At 72.5% G+C, this 16,911-nt stretch carries 14 protein-coding genes and 2 pseudogenes; 9 read left to right on the top strand and 7 right to left on the bottom strand.

Going from position 1 to position 16,911, the window contains the following annotated elements; genetic code table 11:
- Positions 1 to 77: 77 nt before the first annotated feature.
- Positions 78 to 908 (top strand): M23 family metallopeptidase, encoded by an 831-nt coding sequence (locus tag ACIQMU_RS21315; protein WP_402689455.1) that lies wholly within the window; start codon positions 78 to 80, stop codon positions 906 to 908.
- 15 nt (positions 909 to 923) lie between these two features.
- Here the strand turns inward: ACIQMU_RS21315 and ACIQMU_RS21310 are convergent, their stop codons facing one another.
- Positions 924 to 1,244 (bottom strand): hypothetical protein, encoded by a 321-nt coding sequence (locus ACIQMU_RS21310; RefSeq protein WP_402689454.1) that lies wholly within the window; start codon positions 1,242 to 1,244, stop codon positions 924 to 926.
- Between the two features lie 177 nt (positions 1,245 to 1,421).
- Between ACIQMU_RS21310 and ACIQMU_RS21305 the strand changes: the two are divergent.
- From ACIQMU_RS21305 to ACIQMU_RS21290, 4 genes and pseudogenes are all read left to right on the top strand, one after another.
- Positions 1,422 to 1,760: pseudogene (locus ACIQMU_RS21305) on the top strand (LLM class flavin-dependent oxidoreductase); the annotation flags it as partial.
- Positions 1,750 to 2,170: pseudogene (locus tag ACIQMU_RS21300) on the top strand (aldehyde dehydrogenase family protein); the annotation flags it as partial. The pseudogenes ACIQMU_RS21305 and ACIQMU_RS21300, both read left to right, overlap by 11 nt.
- A 304-nt stretch (positions 2,171 to 2,474) precedes the next feature.
- Positions 2,475 to 4,061, top strand: coding sequence for an APC family permease (locus tag ACIQMU_RS21295; protein ID WP_402689453.1), 1,587 nt, complete (start codon positions 2,475 to 2,477; stop codon positions 4,059 to 4,061).
- A gap of 36 nt (positions 4,062 to 4,097) precedes the next feature.
- Entirely contained in the window at positions 4,098 to 4,463 is a 366-nt protein-coding gene (locus tag ACIQMU_RS21290; RefSeq protein WP_352240112.1) for a DUF6463 family protein, read from the top strand.
- Positions 4,464 to 4,497: 34 nt separating this feature from the next.
- Here ACIQMU_RS21290 and ACIQMU_RS21285 read toward each other — a convergent pair whose 3' ends face one another.
- Positions 4,498 to 5,226, bottom strand: coding sequence for a siderophore-interacting protein (locus ACIQMU_RS21285; protein ID WP_402689452.1), 729 nt, complete (start codon positions 5,224 to 5,226; stop codon positions 4,498 to 4,500).
- 125 nt (positions 5,227 to 5,351) lie between these two features.
- Between ACIQMU_RS21285 and ACIQMU_RS21280 the strand changes: the two genes are divergently transcribed.
- Positions 5,352 to 8,594 (top strand): GNAT family N-acetyltransferase, encoded by a 3,243-nt coding sequence (locus tag ACIQMU_RS21280; RefSeq protein ID WP_402689451.1) that lies wholly within the window; start codon positions 5,352 to 5,354, stop codon positions 8,592 to 8,594.
- 133 nt (positions 8,595 to 8,727) lie between these two features.
- Here the strand turns inward: ACIQMU_RS21280 and ACIQMU_RS21275 are convergent, their stop codons facing one another.
- On the bottom strand, positions 8,728 to 9,192 hold the full coding sequence (locus ACIQMU_RS21275) for a sel1 repeat family protein (RefSeq protein WP_352240107.1): 465 nt from the start codon (positions 9,190 to 9,192) through the stop codon (positions 8,728 to 8,730).
- 253 nt (positions 9,193 to 9,445) lie between these two features.
- Here ACIQMU_RS21275 and ACIQMU_RS21270 point away from each other — a divergent pair, with 253 nt between their 5' ends.
- Positions 9,446 to 10,291, top strand: coding sequence for an LLM class F420-dependent oxidoreductase (locus ACIQMU_RS21270; protein WP_352240106.1), 846 nt, complete (start codon positions 9,446 to 9,448; stop codon positions 10,289 to 10,291).
- A 394-nt stretch (positions 10,292 to 10,685) separates the two neighbouring features.
- The gene (locus tag ACIQMU_RS21265; protein ID WP_352240105.1) at positions 10,686 to 12,170 is read left to right on the top strand and encodes a penicillin-binding protein 2; all 1,485 of its coding nucleotides are present in this window, start codon (positions 10,686 to 10,688) and stop codon (positions 12,168 to 12,170) included.
- A gap of 129 nt (positions 12,171 to 12,299) precedes the next feature.
- Here ACIQMU_RS21265 and ACIQMU_RS21260 read toward each other — a convergent pair whose 3' ends face one another.
- Positions 12,300 to 12,461 (bottom strand): hypothetical protein, encoded by a 162-nt coding sequence (locus ACIQMU_RS21260; protein WP_402689450.1) that lies wholly within the window; start codon positions 12,459 to 12,461, stop codon positions 12,300 to 12,302.
- Positions 12,462 to 12,510: 49 nt separating this feature from the next.
- Positions 12,511 to 13,254 (bottom strand): HAD family hydrolase, encoded by a 744-nt coding sequence (locus ACIQMU_RS21255; protein ID WP_352240197.1) that lies wholly within the window; start codon positions 13,252 to 13,254, stop codon positions 12,511 to 12,513.
- Positions 13,255 to 13,404: 150 nt separating this feature from the next.
- On the opposite strand from ACIQMU_RS21255, the gene ACIQMU_RS21250 reads away from it, so the two are divergent.
- Entirely contained in the window at positions 13,405 to 15,987 is a 2,583-nt protein-coding gene (locus ACIQMU_RS21250) for a bifunctional FO biosynthesis protein CofGH (protein ID WP_402689449.1), read from the top strand.
- A 56-nt stretch (positions 15,988 to 16,043) separates the two neighbouring features.
- Here ACIQMU_RS21250 and ACIQMU_RS21245 read toward each other — a convergent pair whose 3' ends face one another.
- Both ACIQMU_RS21245 and ACIQMU_RS21240 read right to left on the bottom strand, forming a co-directional pair.
- On the bottom strand, positions 16,044 to 16,214 hold the full coding sequence (locus ACIQMU_RS21245; protein ID WP_402689448.1) for a hypothetical protein: 171 nt from the start codon (positions 16,212 to 16,214) through the stop codon (positions 16,044 to 16,046).
- A gap of 84 nt (positions 16,215 to 16,298) precedes the next feature.
- Positions 16,299 to 16,871 (bottom strand): hypothetical protein, encoded by a 573-nt coding sequence (locus ACIQMU_RS21240; RefSeq protein ID WP_402689447.1) that lies wholly within the window; start codon positions 16,869 to 16,871, stop codon positions 16,299 to 16,301.
- Positions 16,872 to 16,911 lie beyond the last annotated feature (40 nt).

The raw sequence follows: 16,911 nt of genomic DNA, 5'->3' as shown, positions 1-16,911 counted from the left end.
GCACCTCGCGACGCGCACGTCGTACTCCGCACCTCGCACCCCACTGCCCGGTTGTCGACCCGGAGGATTCCCCGCCCATGCGCTCGACCCGTACCAGTCTGCTGGCCCTGCTGGCGCTCCTCGGAGCCATGCTCACCGTCACCGCCACCGCGAGCCCGGCCGCGGCCGCCCCCAACTTCAAGGCGCCCTACGCCTGCGGCCAGCAATGGACGTACAGCCATCACTCGGCCGAGGTCAGGCAGGCTCTCGACTTCGTCCGCACGGACGGCGGGGCCACCGCCGGCTCCCCGGTCCTCGCCTCGGCCGCCGGAACCGCCTACCGCTACTCCCAGCCGAGCGGCGCGGGCAACTACATCGCGATCGAGCACGGCGGCGGCTGGAAGACGTACTACTTCCACCTCGCCGCCTTCTCCGTCGGCAACGGGGCCCAGGTCGCCCAGGGCCAGCAGATCGGCACCACCGGCTCCACCGGAAACAGCTCCGGCGCCCACATCCACTACGAGCAGCTCTACAACGGCGTCGGCCAGAACATCGTGATCAACGGCCGGTCGCTCGCCCCGTATCCCGGCTCGTACTACAACAAGTACCTGACGAGCGACAACGGCTGTCGCGGCGGCGCGGGGAAGTACTGGGTCGACACCTTCGCCGACGCCACCGGCTACGCCGCCGCGAACACGACCGACGCCCAGGGCGTCCTGAAGGCCGGTACGAACTACGTGTACTGCAAGGTGTGGGGGCAGCGGGTCGGCACGGCGACCCAGTTCAACCACTGGTGGCTGCGCACCGACCTGGACACCGTGTACGCGGGCAAGAACGGCCGCAACGCCTATGTCTCCGCGTACTACCTCTCCCGCTGGGGCAACGACGAGGCGCGCGACAACAACGGGACGGTGATCCCGAACTGCTGAGCGGGCGACCGCTCGTCACCACCGGAGCGCGCCGATGGGGCGTCGCACGGTCCGGGCGCCGATCGCGCCGCGCCCGTAGATCCCGGGGGCGTCCTCCCGTACGACGGCGAGGACGCCCCCGCCTGTGGCCTGCGGGAGGGCGTGGTCCGGCACCTCCCGTGCGTCACGAGCGGCACGGCCCGAAGCCGGCCGGTCCTCGCCGCTGAAGTGGTGCAGGATCAGCAGGCGTTCGCCCACGATCCAGCCGTCCAGGGCCGGGAGCAGGAGGTCGCGAGCGGCGGGCCGGGGCAGCCGGCTCGTCGTCGCCAGTGCCTCGCGTACGGCTGTGGTCACCACGGGCTTTCGGGCCTCTGGAGCATCTGGCGGTAGTTGCCCACCGGGCCCACACTCATCGGTCGCCGTCGCAGGGACCCCCGATGCTCCTTCGCCTCTTGTCTGATGGCCGGTCAGGTATGACGATGGCGGCCGTCGCCCGGGGCGTGGCCGCCGCCGGGCCGGAAGGGGAGGAGGCTGCAGTACGCCACCCTCGACCACCTCAGCGGCGGGCGGCTGATCCTCGGGGTCGGGGCCGGGCACGTACGGGAGGAATTCGAGGCGGTCGGGGCGGACTTCGACGGGCGCGGGGGCGTCCTCGACGAGAGCATCGACGCCCTGCGGGCCGCGCTCGGGCCCGAGGAGTACCCGGAGTTCACGGGCGAGCGGTTCGCGTTCAGCGGGCTCGGGCAGCGGCCCCGGCCGGTTCAGGAGCGGGTGCCGATCTGGGTGGGCGGCTCCTCGCCCGCCGCCACGCGCCGGGCCGCCGTGCGGGGCGACGGGTGGCTCCCGCAGGGCGACCCCATCGACGCTGGGCCGGAAGGAGGGGGCGCGGGTCGTCACGGGCGGCGTCCGGCCCGCCCAACCTGGGCCGGGGCTTCTACGCGGCCCCCACCCTCCTCGCCGACTGCACCCTCCGCATACGGGTCGTCCGCGAGGAGATCTTCGGGCCGGTCGTCGTGGTCGTCCCCTTCGACGACGAGGAGGAGGCCGTCGCGCCGGCCGACGACAGCGACTACGGCCTCATCGACTACGTGTGGTCCGGCGACGTGGCCCGCGCCTTCCGGGTCGCCCGCCGGCTGCGCGCGGGCGGGGTCGGCGTCAACACGGTCGGACGGAACATGGAGGCCCCGTTCGGCGGGTTCAAGAGGAGCGGCGTGGGGCGGGACGTGGGCTCGTACGCGCTGCACGCCTACAGCGAGACCCAGGCGATCGTCTGGCCCGGCTGATTCCGCCGGCGGCGCGGGGGCTGCCCCGGGGCCCTCGCCGGAGCCGCCCCCGGGGCTCTTGTCGGGCCGCCCCCGGGGGCGTTCGCCGAGAGGTACGGGAAAATTTTGAACCCGCACAAAATGGACAGTGCTGCGATTACCGTACGGCGTCACGCTCGGTCGAGCGGCATGTATTGCAAGGTCGTACGCGCATGTCACCTTGAATTAATGAAGCGTTCAGGGGGAGTTGGTTACCACAACGAAGGATGAGACGTTGGAGTCTCACGCTCCGGATGTGGATATCGCAGCGCATAGCGTCCTCCCCATGACTCAGCTGGACGCGCGGCCACGGGCCGGAGGCACGGTACGGGGAAGCGCCCCGGCCGACGGCGGTGACGGCCGTGGCGGCGTACGGGGCAAGGGGCTCGGCGGGAACTCCGTCGGCCTCATGGGCAGTGCCGTCATCGGCGTCTCCACCGTCGCCCCCGTCTACTGCCTGACGTCCACCCTCGGCTCCACCGCCGGCGAGGTCGGCGTGCAGATGCCCGCCGTCTTCCTGGCCGGGTTCCTGCCGATGCTGCTCGTGGCCTTCGCCTACCGCGAGCTGAACAAGGCGATGCCGGACTGCGGCACCTCCTTCACCTGGACGGTGAAGGCGTTCGGACCGCGCGTCGGCTGGATGTGCGGCTGGGGCCTCGTCATCGCGACGATCATCGTGCTCTCCAACCTGGCAGGCGTCGCCACCTCGTACTTCTGGCTGCTGGCAGGGGAGGTCACCGGCAGCGACGCGGTCGCCGCCCTGGACGACAGCAGGCCCGTCCACATCCTCACCTGTCTGCTCCTCATCGCCGTGGCCACCGCGATCAGCTACCGGGGCATGACCGCCACCAAGGGCATCCAGTACGCCCTCGTCGGGCTCCAGTTGGCCGTCCTCGCCCTGTTCGTGACGATGGCCCTGAACAAGGCGGGCGACGGCGGGGCCGGCTTCGCGTCCTCGCTCGACTTCTCCTGGTCCTGGCTGAACCCCTTCGCCGTCCAGTCCTTCGCCGCCTTCACCGCCGGGCTGTCCCTCTCGATCTTCATGTTCTGGGGCTGGGACGCCTGCCTGACCGCCAACGAGGAGACCACCGGCAGCGAGAAGACCCCCGGCCGTGCGGCCCTCATCGCGATGGTCGTCCTGGTCGGCTCCTACCTCGCCACCGGAATCGCGGCGCAGATGGCCGTCGGTTCCGGCACCTCGGGGCTCGGCCTCGCCAATCCGGAGACCTCCGACAACGTCTTCGCCGCCCTCGCCGGACCGGTGATGGGCCCCGGCCTCGGCGTCCTGCTCTTCGTCGCGGTCCTCGCCTCGGCCGCCGCCAGCCTCCAGACCACGTTCATCCCGGTCGCCCGCACGGTGCTCGCGATGTCCGCGTACGAGGCGATGCCGGCCTCGTACGCCAAGGTCCACCCGCGCTTCCGGACGCCCGGCCGGGCGACGATCACGGCGGGCATCGGCACCGGCGTCTTCTACACCGTGATGACCCTGGTCAGCGAGCACGTCCTGGTCGACACCATCTACGCGCTCGGCCTCATGATCTGCTTCTACTACGCGCTGACCGCCTTCGCCTGCGCCTGGTACTTCCGCGCCGAACTGACCCGTTCCGCCCGGGACCTGGTCTTCAAGGGCCTCTTCCCGCTCCTCGGTGGCACGCTGCTCGCCGCCGTCTTCGCCAAGACCCTCTACGACATGTGGGACCCGGCGTACGGCTCCGGATCCTCGGTCCTCGGCGTCGGGTCGGTGTTCGTCATCGGGGTCGGGCTGCTGCTCCTCGGCGTGGTGCTCATGGTCGCGATGGAGCGCCGCAGTCCGGCGTTCTTCCGGGGCGAGGTCCTGACGAAGGAGACCCCGGCCCTTGTGGTCGAGAACTGAGGGGCGGGCTGTGCGGGGGCCTCGTACGATGAGGCCATGACACGAGGTTCCGCGGGACGCTGGCTCCAGGCAGTCGGTATCGCACACGGCGCCATCGGCGCGGTGGCCTACCGCGACGTGTTCGCCGGGGTGGGGCGGCAGGTGGTCGACTCCGTGCCCGAACGCGGCGACCGCGCCGCCGCCTTCTGGTTCATGGCCGCCGCCCCCACCCTGTGGCTGGGCGGCCGGCTGCTGCGGTCGGCGGAGGAGCACGACGACGTCCCGGCCCAGCGCGCCGCGGGCATCGCCCTGACCGCCGTCGGCGTGGTGGGCACGGTGGCCATGCCGAAGAGCGGCTTTCCCAGCCTGGTGGGGATCGGCGGCGTCCTGCTGCGCAGGTCGCTGCGGTCCGGGAGCGCGTAGGTCCGCACCCCGGGCGCAGGGGCGGGCCGGAGCCCTACGGCCGCCAGTAACCCAGCGCGTTCACCCGGTCCTTGGGCAGCCCCAGCTCCTTGCGGAGGTACGCCGAGAGGGTCCGGGTGGTCGACGTGTCGCAGGCGACCCAGACGTACGCGTCCGTGTGGTCCTCGCCCAGCAGCTCCGGCAGAGCCGCCTTCACCTCGGAGACGAGGTGCGCGCCCGCCTCGCGGCGCTCCACGGGGTGCAGGGTGTGGTGGGCCTCGTCGAGACGGAAGGGCAGGGCGCGGTCCTCCTCGTGGCCGGTCTCGAACCAGATCGTCGCCGGGGTCGAAGGAACCGCGTCCAGCAGGGAGTTGATCGCGGGCAGCGCCGCCGCGTCACCGATCACGAAAAGCCGTGAGGGTGTCGGGTCGGGCAGGGTGAAACCCGTGCCCTGGAGCGTCGCGTCGATCGTGTCCCCGGCCTTCGCCTCCCGCGCCCAGGTGCACGCGACCCCTTCGTGCAGGGCGAATTCCAGACTGAAGGTCCCGGCTGCCGGGTCCGGGTCGACCAGGGTGTAGGCGCGCTGGTGCGGTTTGCCGTCCTTCTCGAACCACAGGCGCACCCACATCGTCGGATGGGCTCCGCCGGTCGCGGCGAGCAGGCCGCCGTCGCTCATGTGCACCCGGTGGAAGCGGTCGGTGACCTGCTCCGCACCGGTCACCGTGAACGTGAAGTCACGCCCCCGCAACAGTTTGAGAACGACGCCTTCCCAGCCATGCCCCACGGTGTCTCCCACCTCGTCCGGTGCCCCCGGCCCTCTGCCCAAAAGGTCACTTTAGGTTAGGCTAACCTAAATTTCCTGAGTTGGGGAGTGGCTGAAAAGCACCGGAAGTGGGGAGAGGTAGCGCGATGACCGCCGAGACCGCCGACGTCGGCAGCGAGAGACCGGGCGCCGGGCCGGGAGAAGGGCCGGACGAAGGGCCGGGGGCGTTCGAACTCTTCCGCGACGACTGGGGGATCCCCCACCTGCGGGCCGCCGACGCCCATGCGCTGGCCCGCGCCCAGGGCCGCACCACCGCCCTCGACCGGGCCTGGCAACTGGAGACCGAGCGGCACCGGGTGCTCGGCACCAGCGCCTCCCGCCTCGGTGCGGAGGCCGCCGACTGGGACCGGTTCGTCCGGCGGGCCCGGATCGCCGACACCGCACGCCGCTGCTTCGACCGCCTCATGCCGGAGACGGCCGCCTGGGTGGAGGCATACGTCGACGGGATCAACGACGGACTCGCCGAAGGGGCCGCCCGCGCGCCCGAGTTCGCCGCCGTCGGCCTCACGCCCGGCCGCTGGGAGCCCTGGACCCCGCTCGGCGTATGGCTCTCCACACACATCCTGTTCGCCGGGTTCCCGACCAAACTCTGGCGCGAAGAGGTCGCCCGCCGGCTCGGCGAGGGCCACGTGACCCTCTTCGCGACCGACGGCCCCGGCACCGCGGGCAGCAACGGCTGGCTCCTCACCGGCGACCGCACCGCCACCGGCGCCCCGCTCCTCGCGGGCGACCCGCACCGCTTCATCGAGAATCCCGGCGTCTACCAGCAGATCCGGCTGGCCTGCCCCGAGTTCGACGTCGTCGGCCTCGCGGTCCCCGGCATCCCCGGCATCGCCCACTTCGGCCACACCGGCGGCGTCGCCTGGGGGATCACCAACGCCATGGCCGACTACCAGGACCTCTACCGGGAGCGGCTGCGCCGCACCCCGGACGGCGGGGTGGAGGCGCTCGGCCCGGACGGCTGGCGCCGCGCCCACGCCCACACCGAGACGATCGAGGTGGCGGGAGCGGACCCGGAGACGGTCGAGGTGATCGAGACGGACCGGGGTCCGGTGATCATCGGAGAGGTGCCCGGGGCCGCAGCGCACGCGGGTGACGCCGGGTACGCGGAGTACGCGGAGCGCGCGGAACACCCGGCGGATGCCGGGCACGCGGCGGATGCCGGGCACGTCGGGGAGGCGGGGGACGCCGGGACCGCCGCCGCCCACGCCGCGCGAGGCGGAATCAACGGAGTCGCAGACGCAGACGGAAACGGAAACGGAGACGGAGACGCAGACGCAGACGGAGGCGGAGACTCAGACGGCGACGGAGGCGGGGGCGGAGGCGAGGGCGGAGGCGAGGGCGACGCGTCCGGCCACGGCCTCTTCATCAGCCTGCGCCACCCGCCGCGCGTCACCGGCGAGCTCGGGTTCGACGTGCTGCCCGCGCTGCTCCGGGCCCGTACGGTCAACGAACTCGACACCGCCCTCGACCGCTGGGTCGAGCCGGTCAACGTGGTCCTGGCCGCCGACACCGCCGGGGGCACCCTGCACCGGGTCGCCGGGCACGTCCCGGCGCGGCCCTATGCCAACCGGCTGCGGGTCGTCCCGGCCGATGACCCGGCGTACGCCTGGCGCGAGGGCGAGACCGTCCCCCTGCCCCGTACGGACGTGGACGGCAGCGGCGGGATCGCCGTGATGGCCAACGAGCGCGGCCTCGCCACCCCGCTCGGCGTCGAGTTCGCCCCCGCCCACCGGGCCGACCGGATACGGGAGTTGCTCGCCGCGGGCACGGAGTGGTCGCCCGCCGCCACGGCCGCTGTCCACACGGACACCCGCCTTGCCTCGGCCCGCCCGCTGCTGGCCCTGCTGGGCCGGGCCGCCGGCCTCGGGCCCGCCGCCGAACGCCTCCGGGACCGGCTGCTGCGCTGGGACCGCCACATGGACGCGGGCAGCACCGACGCGACGCTCTACGCCCGCCTCCGCGCCGACGTCGTCCACCGGCTGGCCGGCCACCCCGCGCTGAGCCGTGTCACGGGTGCGGATGACCCGTGGCGTTCGTCCGCGTACCCGGCGGTCTTCCGCGCCTGGCTCGCCGCCGTCCCCCGGATCGGCTACGCCCTGGAGACCCTGCTGTCCGGCGGATTCCTGCCGTACGAGGACCGGTTGGCGGTGGTCGCGGCCTCGGCCGAGGCCGTCGCCGCGGCGGCCGGGGAGACGCCGCCGGGCCGCTGGGACGAGGTGCACCGGCTGTCGCCCTGGCAGGCCCTGCCGGGCGCGACGCCGGGCGACGAGGCCGGCGAGGACGCCATCCGGCCGGGGCTCGGGGGCGACCACGACTGCGTGCTCTCCACCTCCAGCGTCCCCGGCGTCACCGACCTGTTCGCCCGGGGCCCGGCCGCCCGTTACGTCTGGGACCTGGCCCGCCGCGAGGACAGCCGGTGGGTGGTCCCGTTCGGCGCGTCCGGAGCCCCCGGATCCGCCCACCACCGCGACCAGACGCCCCTGTGGGCGCGGGGCGCGCTCGCCCCGGTCGTCACCGACTGGAACCTGCTGCACCGCATGACGCCCCAGTCGCCCCAGCCGGCCCGGTCGGCCCAACTGTCCCAGTCGCCCCAATCATCCCGGTCGCACCAGGCGTACCAACCGTCCCGGACGTCCCGCTCGTCCGGCACGCCGCACCCCTCCGAGGAGAATCCCGTCTTGACCGCCGCCTCCGTCTCTCCCGCCTCTGCCTCTCCCGCCTCTGCCTCCGCCGCCTCTCCCGCCTCCGCCGACGAAGCCACCGTTCCGGCCCTTCGCACCGCCGTCCACGAGCAGAAGGTCGAGGGCTTCGGGACGGTACGCCTGGTCCCCGTCGACCCCGCGGCCGACCTCGACCTGCTGCACGGCTGGGTCACCGAGGAGCGGGCCCGCTTCTGGGGCATGGGCGGTCACACCCGCGAGCAGGTCCTGGAGACCTATGAGTTCCTCGACGGGCTCGCCACGCACCACGCCTACCTCGCCCTGCGCGACGGGGTCCCGGCCGCGCTCTTCCAGACGTACGAGCCGGACGCGGACCCGGTCGGCGAGTGCTACGACGTGCGGCCGGGCGACTTCGGCGTCCACCTGCTGATCGCGCCGGCCGAAGGAGCGGAGAAGGGCTACACGGACGCCCTCCTCACCGCGTTCATCGGCTTCGTCTTCAGCGACCCGGCCCGCCTGCGGGTCGTCGTCGAGCCAGACGCCCGCAACGAGAAGGCCCTCGCCCGGATGGTCCGGGTCGGATTCGAGCTGGGCCCGGAGATCGTGAAGCCGGAGAAGACGGCCCGGCTCGCGTTCCTGACGCGGGCGGCCGTGGGACTCGCGTAGGCGCCGCGGAGAATCCGCCCCGGTCGCGCCGGAGACGGTCCCGGCCGGGGCGGGCCGGGGCACGGCCCAGGTCGTGTCGGCGAACTGCCGCCTGCCGGGCGACGCAGGGCAGGCGGCAGTTCGCCGACGGGCCCTACGGGGCCGGGTCCGCCCCGTCCGCGTGCAGCGCGCCACCCGGCCGGAACAGCCGCCTGGCCACCGCGTGCCCGCGCTCCGCCGCCATGCGGAACCACGGTTCCGCCGCCGCCAGGCCCTCGCGCTGCTCGACCAGGCGGCCCAGCTCCCACATCGACTCCACGTCGCCGGCCCGCACCGCCTGCCGCAGCAGCCGCTCGGCCGCGTCGGGACGCCCCTCGGCCCGCGCGGCCAGGGCGAGCGCCCGCAGCCGCCGTACCGCCCGGGTGTCCCCGGCGGCGGCCGCCGCCGCGAGTTTCCGCGGATCGGCGGGGCGGCGGGAACGGTTCCGGAACACCAGCAGGATGCCGAGCACCCACATGATCCAGCTCAGGCTGATCAGCGTGCCGTTGCCGGTGACGACCCCGGTCAGGCTCAGCGCGCCGCCCGCCGGCAGCAGGAAGTACCCCAGCCCCGGTCCCATCGCAGCTCCTCTCCTTCCGGTCCCGTCGCTCGGGGGCGGCGGTCTCGGATTTCCTCGTCGTACGGCATACCTTGGCCCTTCGCGAGCATGACGCGCTGAAGGACGACCTAAGCCTGACGGCCGGCGGACGACGGAACGGACGGCGGAAAAGCCGGTCGGCCGGCGGACCACCGAAGCATGACGGACGACGGACGACGGGCGAACGGCTCAAGGCCGGCTTCAGGGCGGCTCAAGGACGACGGAGGTGTTCTCGATGCGGATCTCCACAACGATCTTCCTCACCGATGAGACGGTGACCCCGGTCAGGCTCGCCCGTGAGCTGGAGCAGCGCGGGTTCGGGGGACTGTACCTGCCGGAGCACACGCACATCCCGGTGATCCGCCGCACGCCGTACCCGGCGGGCGGTGAGCTGCCCCGCGAGTACGGCCGCACCCTGGACCCCTTCGTCGCCCTCGGCCAGGCCGCAGCCGTCACCGAGCGGCTCGCCCTGGGCACCGGCATCACTCTGGTCGCCCAGCACGACCCGATCGGCCTGGCCAAGCAGGCGGCCACCCTGGACCACCTCTCCGGCGGCCGGTTCACCCTCGGCATCGGCTATGGCTGGAACGTCGAGGAGGCCGCCGACCACGGGGTGGAGTGGTCGACGCGCCGGGACCTGGCGCGGGACCGGATGGCCCTGATGCGGGCCCTGTGGGCGGACGAGCCGACCGGGTACGAGGGTGCGTTCGGGTCGGTGCGGGCGAGCGAGGCACACCCCAAGCCGGTCCAGCGCCCCCGCGGGCCCGTCAACGGCCCGCGCACCCTGATCGGCGGCGGGGCCGGCCCCAAGCTGTTCGCGCACATCGCGGAGTACGCGGACGGCTGGCTGCCCATCGGCGGCCGGGGCCTGACCGAGTCCCTGCCGAAGCTGCGGAACGCCTGGGAGGAGGCCGGTCGCGACCCGAAGGATCTCCAGGTGGTGCCGTACGCGGTCCTGCCCGGTCCCGGGAAGCTGGCCCACTACGCGGATCTGGGCATCGAGGAGGTCGTGCTCCAGCTGCCCCCGGCGGACGCGCCGGAGGTCCTGCGGACGCTGGACGCCTACGCCGCGTACCTCTGAGGAGAACGCCACCGTCCTCCGTGAAGGGGGCCCGGGCTCTCCGCGACGGGGTCCGGGCTGTCCGCGACGGGGCTGCCGGCCCTTCCGCGAGAGGGGGGCGTGGCTCTCCGTGACGCTGCCGCCGGGCCCTACGCGAAGGAAACCCGGGCTCTCCGCGACAGGGCGTCCGGACCTCGCGCGACGGGGCTTCCGGACCTCGCGCGACGGGGCTTCCGGGCCTCGCGCGACGGGGCTTCCGGGCCTTCCGTGCCAGGGGTCCGGCCCCGTGCGCGGGGCCGCCGGTGCAACCGGGACCGCCCACAAGGCATCCTTACTCATCTGGGATCGCATACGCGGGCCCGGTCGGCAGGCGCTCCGCCGCGCGGACCGGAAGCCCGCCCGGGTGGGGAGTGGAATGAACAGGCCGTTGCGGCACATAGCCATCTTCTGCGGGCTGCTGGTGCTGGCCCTGCTGCTGCGGGCGAACTGGCTCCAGCACGTGGACCGGCAGGAGCTGGCCCAGCACGAGCACAACGCCCGGGTGCGGTTCGAACGGTTCTCCACCCCACGCGGAGACATCATCGTCGGCGGCAAGGCGATCACCGGGTCGAAGGAGACCGAGAGCCGGGACTACGCGTTCCTGCGGACCTACAAGGACGGTCCGATGTACGCGCCCGTCACCGGGTACGCCTCCCAGTCCCGGGGCACCTCGCTGCTGGAGCGGACCTACGACAGCGTCCTCAGCGGCCAGGACGACCGCTTCGCCTTCCGGCACGCCAAGGACGTCCTGACGGGGCAGCCCAGGCGCGGCGGCGACGTGATCACCACGATCGACGCCAAGGCGCAGAAGGCGGCCTACAAGGGGCTGACGGACCTGGGCGCCCGGGGCGCGGTGGTCGCCCTGGACCCGCGCACCGGCAAGGTGCTGTCCCTGGTCTCCACGCCCTCGTACGACCCCGAGGTCTTCGCCGGCATCTCGTTCAAGGAGAGCGACCGCTTCACGGCGCTGGAGAAGAAGAAGGGCAAGCCGCTGGCCAACCGCCCGCTGCGCGAGACCTACCCGCCCGGCTCCACCTTCAAGATCCTCACCGCCGCGGCGGCGCTGGAACACGGTGTGGTCACCGACGTGGACGCCAAGACGGACGCGGTCTCCCCCTACCCCCTGCCGCTGTCCAGCAACAAGATCGGCAGCGAGGCGGGCGACGCCGTGTGCAGCAAGGCGTCGATGAAGACCGCCATGCAGTACTCCTGCAACAACGTCTTCCTCGACGCCGCGTCCGAGCTGGGCGAGGACCGGATGCGGGAGACGGCGGAGAAGTTCGGCTTCAACGAGGACGTGTACGCGGAGGAGTTCGGCGACATGCTCGCCACGAAGAGCCTCTACCCGCCGAAGCTCGACAAGCCCGGCACGGCCCTCACCGGCATGGGCCAGGGCAGCCTCACCAGCACCCCGATGCAGATGGCGATGGTCACCGCCGCCCTCGCCAACGACGGCAAGCTGATGCAGCCCTACATCGTCGACGAGCTGCGCGGCCCGGACCTCTCCACGCTGGAGAAGAACGAGCCGATGGAGATGAGCCAGGCCGTCTCGCCCGAGACGGCGAAGAAGGTCCAGGAGATGATGGAGCACACCGCGAAGGAGGGCAGCGCGCAGCGTGCCCTGATCGACGGTGTGACGGTCGGCGGCAAGACGGGCACCGCCCAGCGCGGCGTGGACGTCCGGGACAAGGTCCCGTACGGCTGGTTCGTCAGCTACGGCAAGAAGGACGACGGCCGTTCGGTCGCCGTCGCGGTGTTCATCGACCCGACGGACATGGACATCTCCCGCTCCGACATCTCGGGCGGCAGGCTCGGCGCGCCGATCGCCAAGAGCGTGATGCAGGCGGTGCTGGGGGACTGAGGCGCGCTGTTCCCGTCCTCGCCGCAGCCCGGAAGTCGGGAGTGTGGCGACCCGCCCTGGAGGCGGGCCGGCCGAGCGGCAGGATGCCCCGCCACGCGCGGCACGGCGGGGCATCCTGCCGCTCGTTCGTCAGAAGGTGTCGATCGTCCCGCCCAGGACGCCCAGGACGCCCAGGACGCCCAGGACGCCCAGGACGCCCGCGACGAACGCCGCGAAGGCGGTGGCGGGGGAAGGCGGTGGCGGGGACGGTATGCATCCGGCATGCGGACGCCTCTCCGCCTTGCGATGCACCTCATCCGACGCCGCGCGCGCCGATCCATCAGGGATTACGGGTCAACCCTCAGCGCACCGACCTCAACGCCCCGCGCCGCACGACCTTCTGCCTCTCACCGGCCGACGCGTCCGGCACATCCGGCGCGTCCGACTCCTCCGGGTCAGCGGTCTGGGACGATCCCGCCAACCCCGCCAGATCCGTCAGCGCGTCGATGCGGAAGTCCGCCGTCTCCACCACGTCCGGGTGGTCCGCCCACCAGTGCCCGTACGGCCCCCGCCGCAGATGCGCCGTCCGCATCCCCGCCGCCGCGGCGGGGAACAGGTCGTCGGCCGGATGGTCGCCCACGTACAGCGTCGCCTCCGGGGCCGCGCCCGCCACCTCGGCCACCCGGGCGAAGAACGCCGGGTCCGGTTTGCGTACGCCCCACTCCTCCGAGGTGGCCACCAGGTCGGCGGGCAGGTCCAGCGCCCGCAGCAGCTCCCCGGCCCGGACCGTGCCGTTCCCCGCCACGACGACCCGGATGCCCGCGGAGCGCAGTTCGCCCAGCGCGGGCCGGACGTCCTGATAGAGGTCCGACTCGTCGAGGTGTTCTCCGCGCCCGGCGGCGGCCCGTGCGCGATACGCCTCCTCGACGTCCATGTCGGGCCGCAGGATCCGCAGCGCGTCCGTGGCCTCGCGGCCCTGGGCGACGGCCGCGCCCACCAGCGCGCTGAGCGTGTGCGGCGGTACGCCGAGCCAGTTGGCCCAGGACGCCCAGTGCCGGTCGTCGCGTACGAGGGTTTCGCCGATGTCGAGGACGATCGTTTCCATCACCGTTCCGACATTAAGCGTGCGGGCACCGTCGGCGGGCTCTCATCCGGGTGAGTCGGCCCGCACGAGTGACCACGAGCACCCCGCGACCGGTCGATCCCGACCCGGTGCCCCCGTCCGGCGCACCGGCCTCGCTCGTATGCTCGGTCCATGACCGATGCTCAGAGCGGACGCCCCACCTCCAACGCCATGCGGCGCGCGCTCAAACGCGCCCGTGACGGTGTCGCCCTCGACGTCACCGAGGCCGCCGTCCTGCTCCGGGCGCGCGGCGACGATCTGACGGACCTCGCGGCGTCGGCCGCCCGCGTCCGGGACGCGGGGCTGGAGGCGGCGGGCCGGCCGGGCGTGATCACGTACTCGCGCAAGGTCTTCATCCCCCTCACCCGTCTCTGCCGCGACAAGTGCCACTACTGCACCTTCGTCACCGTGCCCGGCAAACTCCGCCGGGCCGGCCACGGCATGTTCCTCTCGCCCGACGAGGTGCTGGCCATCGCCCGCGAGGGTGCGGCGATGGGCTGCAAGGAAGCGCTGTTCACGCTGGGGGACCGCCCCGAGGACCGGTGGCCCGAGGCGCGGGAGTGGCTGGAGGCGGAGGGGTACGACGACACGCTCGCGTACGTACGCGCCATGGCGATCCGGGTCCTGGAGGAGACGGGTCTGCTGCCCCACCTCAACCCGGGCGTGATGACCTGGACCGACCTCCAGCGCCTCAAGCCCGTCGCCCCCTCGATGGGGATGATGCTGGAGACGACGGCGACCCGCCTGTGGTCCGAGCCGGGCGGTCCGCACCACGGCTCCCCGGACAAGGAACCGGCCGTACGGCTGCGCGTCCTCGAAGACGCGGGCCGCTCCAACGTCCCCTTCACCACCGGCATCCTGATCGGGATCGGCGAGTCGTACGAGGAGCGCGCCGACTCCCTCTTCGAGCTGCGCAAGACGGCCCGGGCCTACCACGGCATCCAGGAAGTCATCGTGCAGAACTTCCGCGCCAAGCCGGACACGGCGATGCGCAAGATGCCCGACGCCGAGCTGGAGGAGCTGGCCGCCGCCATCGCGGTCGCCCGGCACATCCTCGGCCCGTCGGCCCGAATCCAGGCCCCGCCGAACCTGGTGGACGCCGAGTACGCCCTCCTCATCGGCGCGGGCATCGACGACTGGGGCGGGGTCTCACCGCTCACGCCCGACCACGTGAACCCCGAGCGCCCCTGGCCGCACATCGACGAACTGGCGCGGAGGACGGCGGACTCGGGCTTCCAGCTCCGCGAACGCCTCACCATCTACCCGGAGTTCATCCAGCGCGGAGAGCCGTGGCTCGACCCCCGCCTCCTCCCGCACGTCCGCGCCCTCGCCGACCCGGAGACGGGTCTCGCGCGCGAGGACGTGATCCCCGCCGGCCTGCCCTGGCAGGAGCCGGACGAGGGCTTCACCTCCTCGGGCCGCACCGACCTGCACACCACCATCGACACCGAGGGCCGCACCGGCGACCGCCGTGACGACTTCGACGAGGTGTACGGGGACTGGGAGGCGCTCCGCGAGGCCGCCGCCCCCGGCATGGTCCCCTCCCGCATCGACGCCGACGTACGCCAGGCCCTGAGCCAGGCCGCCGACGACCCGGCGAAGCTCACCGACGACCAGGCACTGGCCCTGCTCCACGCGGACGGCCCGGCGCTGGACGAGCTGTGCCGGATCGCGGACACGCTGCGCCGGGACGTGGTCGGCGACGACGTCACGTACATCGTCACGCGGAACATCAACTTCACCAACGTCTGCTACACCGGCTGCCGCTTCTGCGCCTTCGCCCAGCGCCGCACGGACGCCGACGCCTACACCCTCTCCCTGGACCAGGTCGCGGACCGGGCGGCGCAGGCGTGGGACGTCGGCGCGGTCGAGGTCTGCATGCAGGGCGGCATCCACCCGGACCTGCCCGGAACGGCGTACTTCGACATCGCGCGTGCGGTGAAGGAACGCGTCCCCGGCATGCACGTCCACGCGTTCTCGCCCATGGAGGTCGTCAACGGGGCGACCCGCACCGGCCTGTCGATCCGCGACTGGCTGACCGCCGCCAAGGAGTCCGGGCTCGACTCGATCCCCGGCACGGCGGCGGAGATCCTGGACGACGAGGTCCGCTGGGTCCTCACCAAGGGCAAGCTGCCCACGGCCACCTGGCTGGAGGTCATCAGAACGGCGCACGAGGTGGGTCTGCGCTCGTCCTCGACGATGATGTACGGGCATGTGGACCAGCCGCGCCACTGGCTCGGCCACTTCCGCACGCTCTCCCGGCTCCAGCAGGAGACAGGCGGGCTGACGGAGTTCGTCACCCTCCCCTTCATCCACACCAACGCCCCGGTCTACCTGGCCGGCATCGCCCGCCCGGGCCCGACGGACCGCGACAACAGGGCCGTCACCGCCATGGCGAGGCTCCTGCTCCACCCGCACATCGCCAACATCCAGACGAGCTGGGTGAAGCTCGGCACGGAAGGCGCCGCGGAAATGCTGCGCTCCGGCGCGAACGACCTGGGCGGCACGCTGATGGAGGAGACCATCTCCCGGATGGCCGGGTCGAGTTACGGCTCGTACCGCTCCATCCAGGGTCTGGAGGCCATCGCCGAGCTCGCGGGCCGCCCTTCCCGCCCGCGCACGACCCTGTACGGGCAGGTCCCGGCCGAACGCGTCGCGGCGGCCACGGCCTCGGACGGCCACCTGCCGGAACTGCTGCCGGTGCTGCCGAGCTGAGGGGCGGGGGAGGCCGGTGTGCGGGGCGGGGCGGGCTCCCGCCCTTCCTCTTCGGCTCACTCCCGCCCTTGCCCTTCCCCCTCGGCTCGGCAGCCCATGGCGGCGAGGCCGGTCGGCAGGTAGGAGCTGACGAAGCGCTCCAGGTCGTCGCTGTGGTCGCTCTCGGTAGGCGGCGGGTCCAGGTCGAGGATGTAGTTCTTCCCGGTTTTCGGGCACGGAGCCACCACGGAGCGGGTGCGGACACCACGGCATCGTCACGGGCGTCCGAGGTCCTGAGCTGGTCGCCCCCGAGCCTGCTCACCACGTTGGACTCAGCCGAGGGTGGGATCTCCCTGGGGGAGTGCCTCGGCCGTGCAACTCTTCATGCGAGGAGTTACCGAACGGGAGACCTCGGCGGTCAAGGCAGCTGCCCTTCGCAGGGCGGTCTCGTCCTTCGTGCTGTCGCTGATGGACGTCTTCACCTCCACCAGCGTTTCGCGTCCCGCCTCGCTGCGGCAGCCGGTGAAGAGCGAGACGGAGCGGGCGTCGGCATAGCCCTTTGCGTTTCCCAGCGACACAGGGGTGCTACCGGGTTTGGCGGCGTCCCGCTCGATGTCCTCGCGCGAGTAGTCTTCGGGAGACAGAATATGCACGTAAGCGATGCTTACTTGCTCGCCTCCTGCGGACAAATAGCACTTGCCGGGGGCCGAGATGCTCCCCTGTCCGAAATAGGAAAAGCGTTCTTCCTTGAAAGGCTCCCCGCGCTCAGGGAGGAGGGGGCTGACGAGGCTCCCGTCGATGGAGGCGTCGCACACACGGTCCGGTACGGCTATGACCGAATCGGCGGCAGGCCAGACCTTCCAGACGCCTAGCGCGACTACAGCGGTCAAGGCTATCGCGGACACCAGAACGAGCTTCCTGTGTCCGACTGCACGTTCCGGCAAC

This window comes from Streptomyces sp. NPDC091649, from assembly GCF_044756785.1.
Lineage (GTDB): Bacteria > Actinomycetota > Actinomycetes > Streptomycetales > Streptomycetaceae > Streptomyces.
The sequence above is the reverse complement of the archived record's forward strand: the minus strand, read 5'-3'. Positions and strand labels throughout refer to the sequence as shown.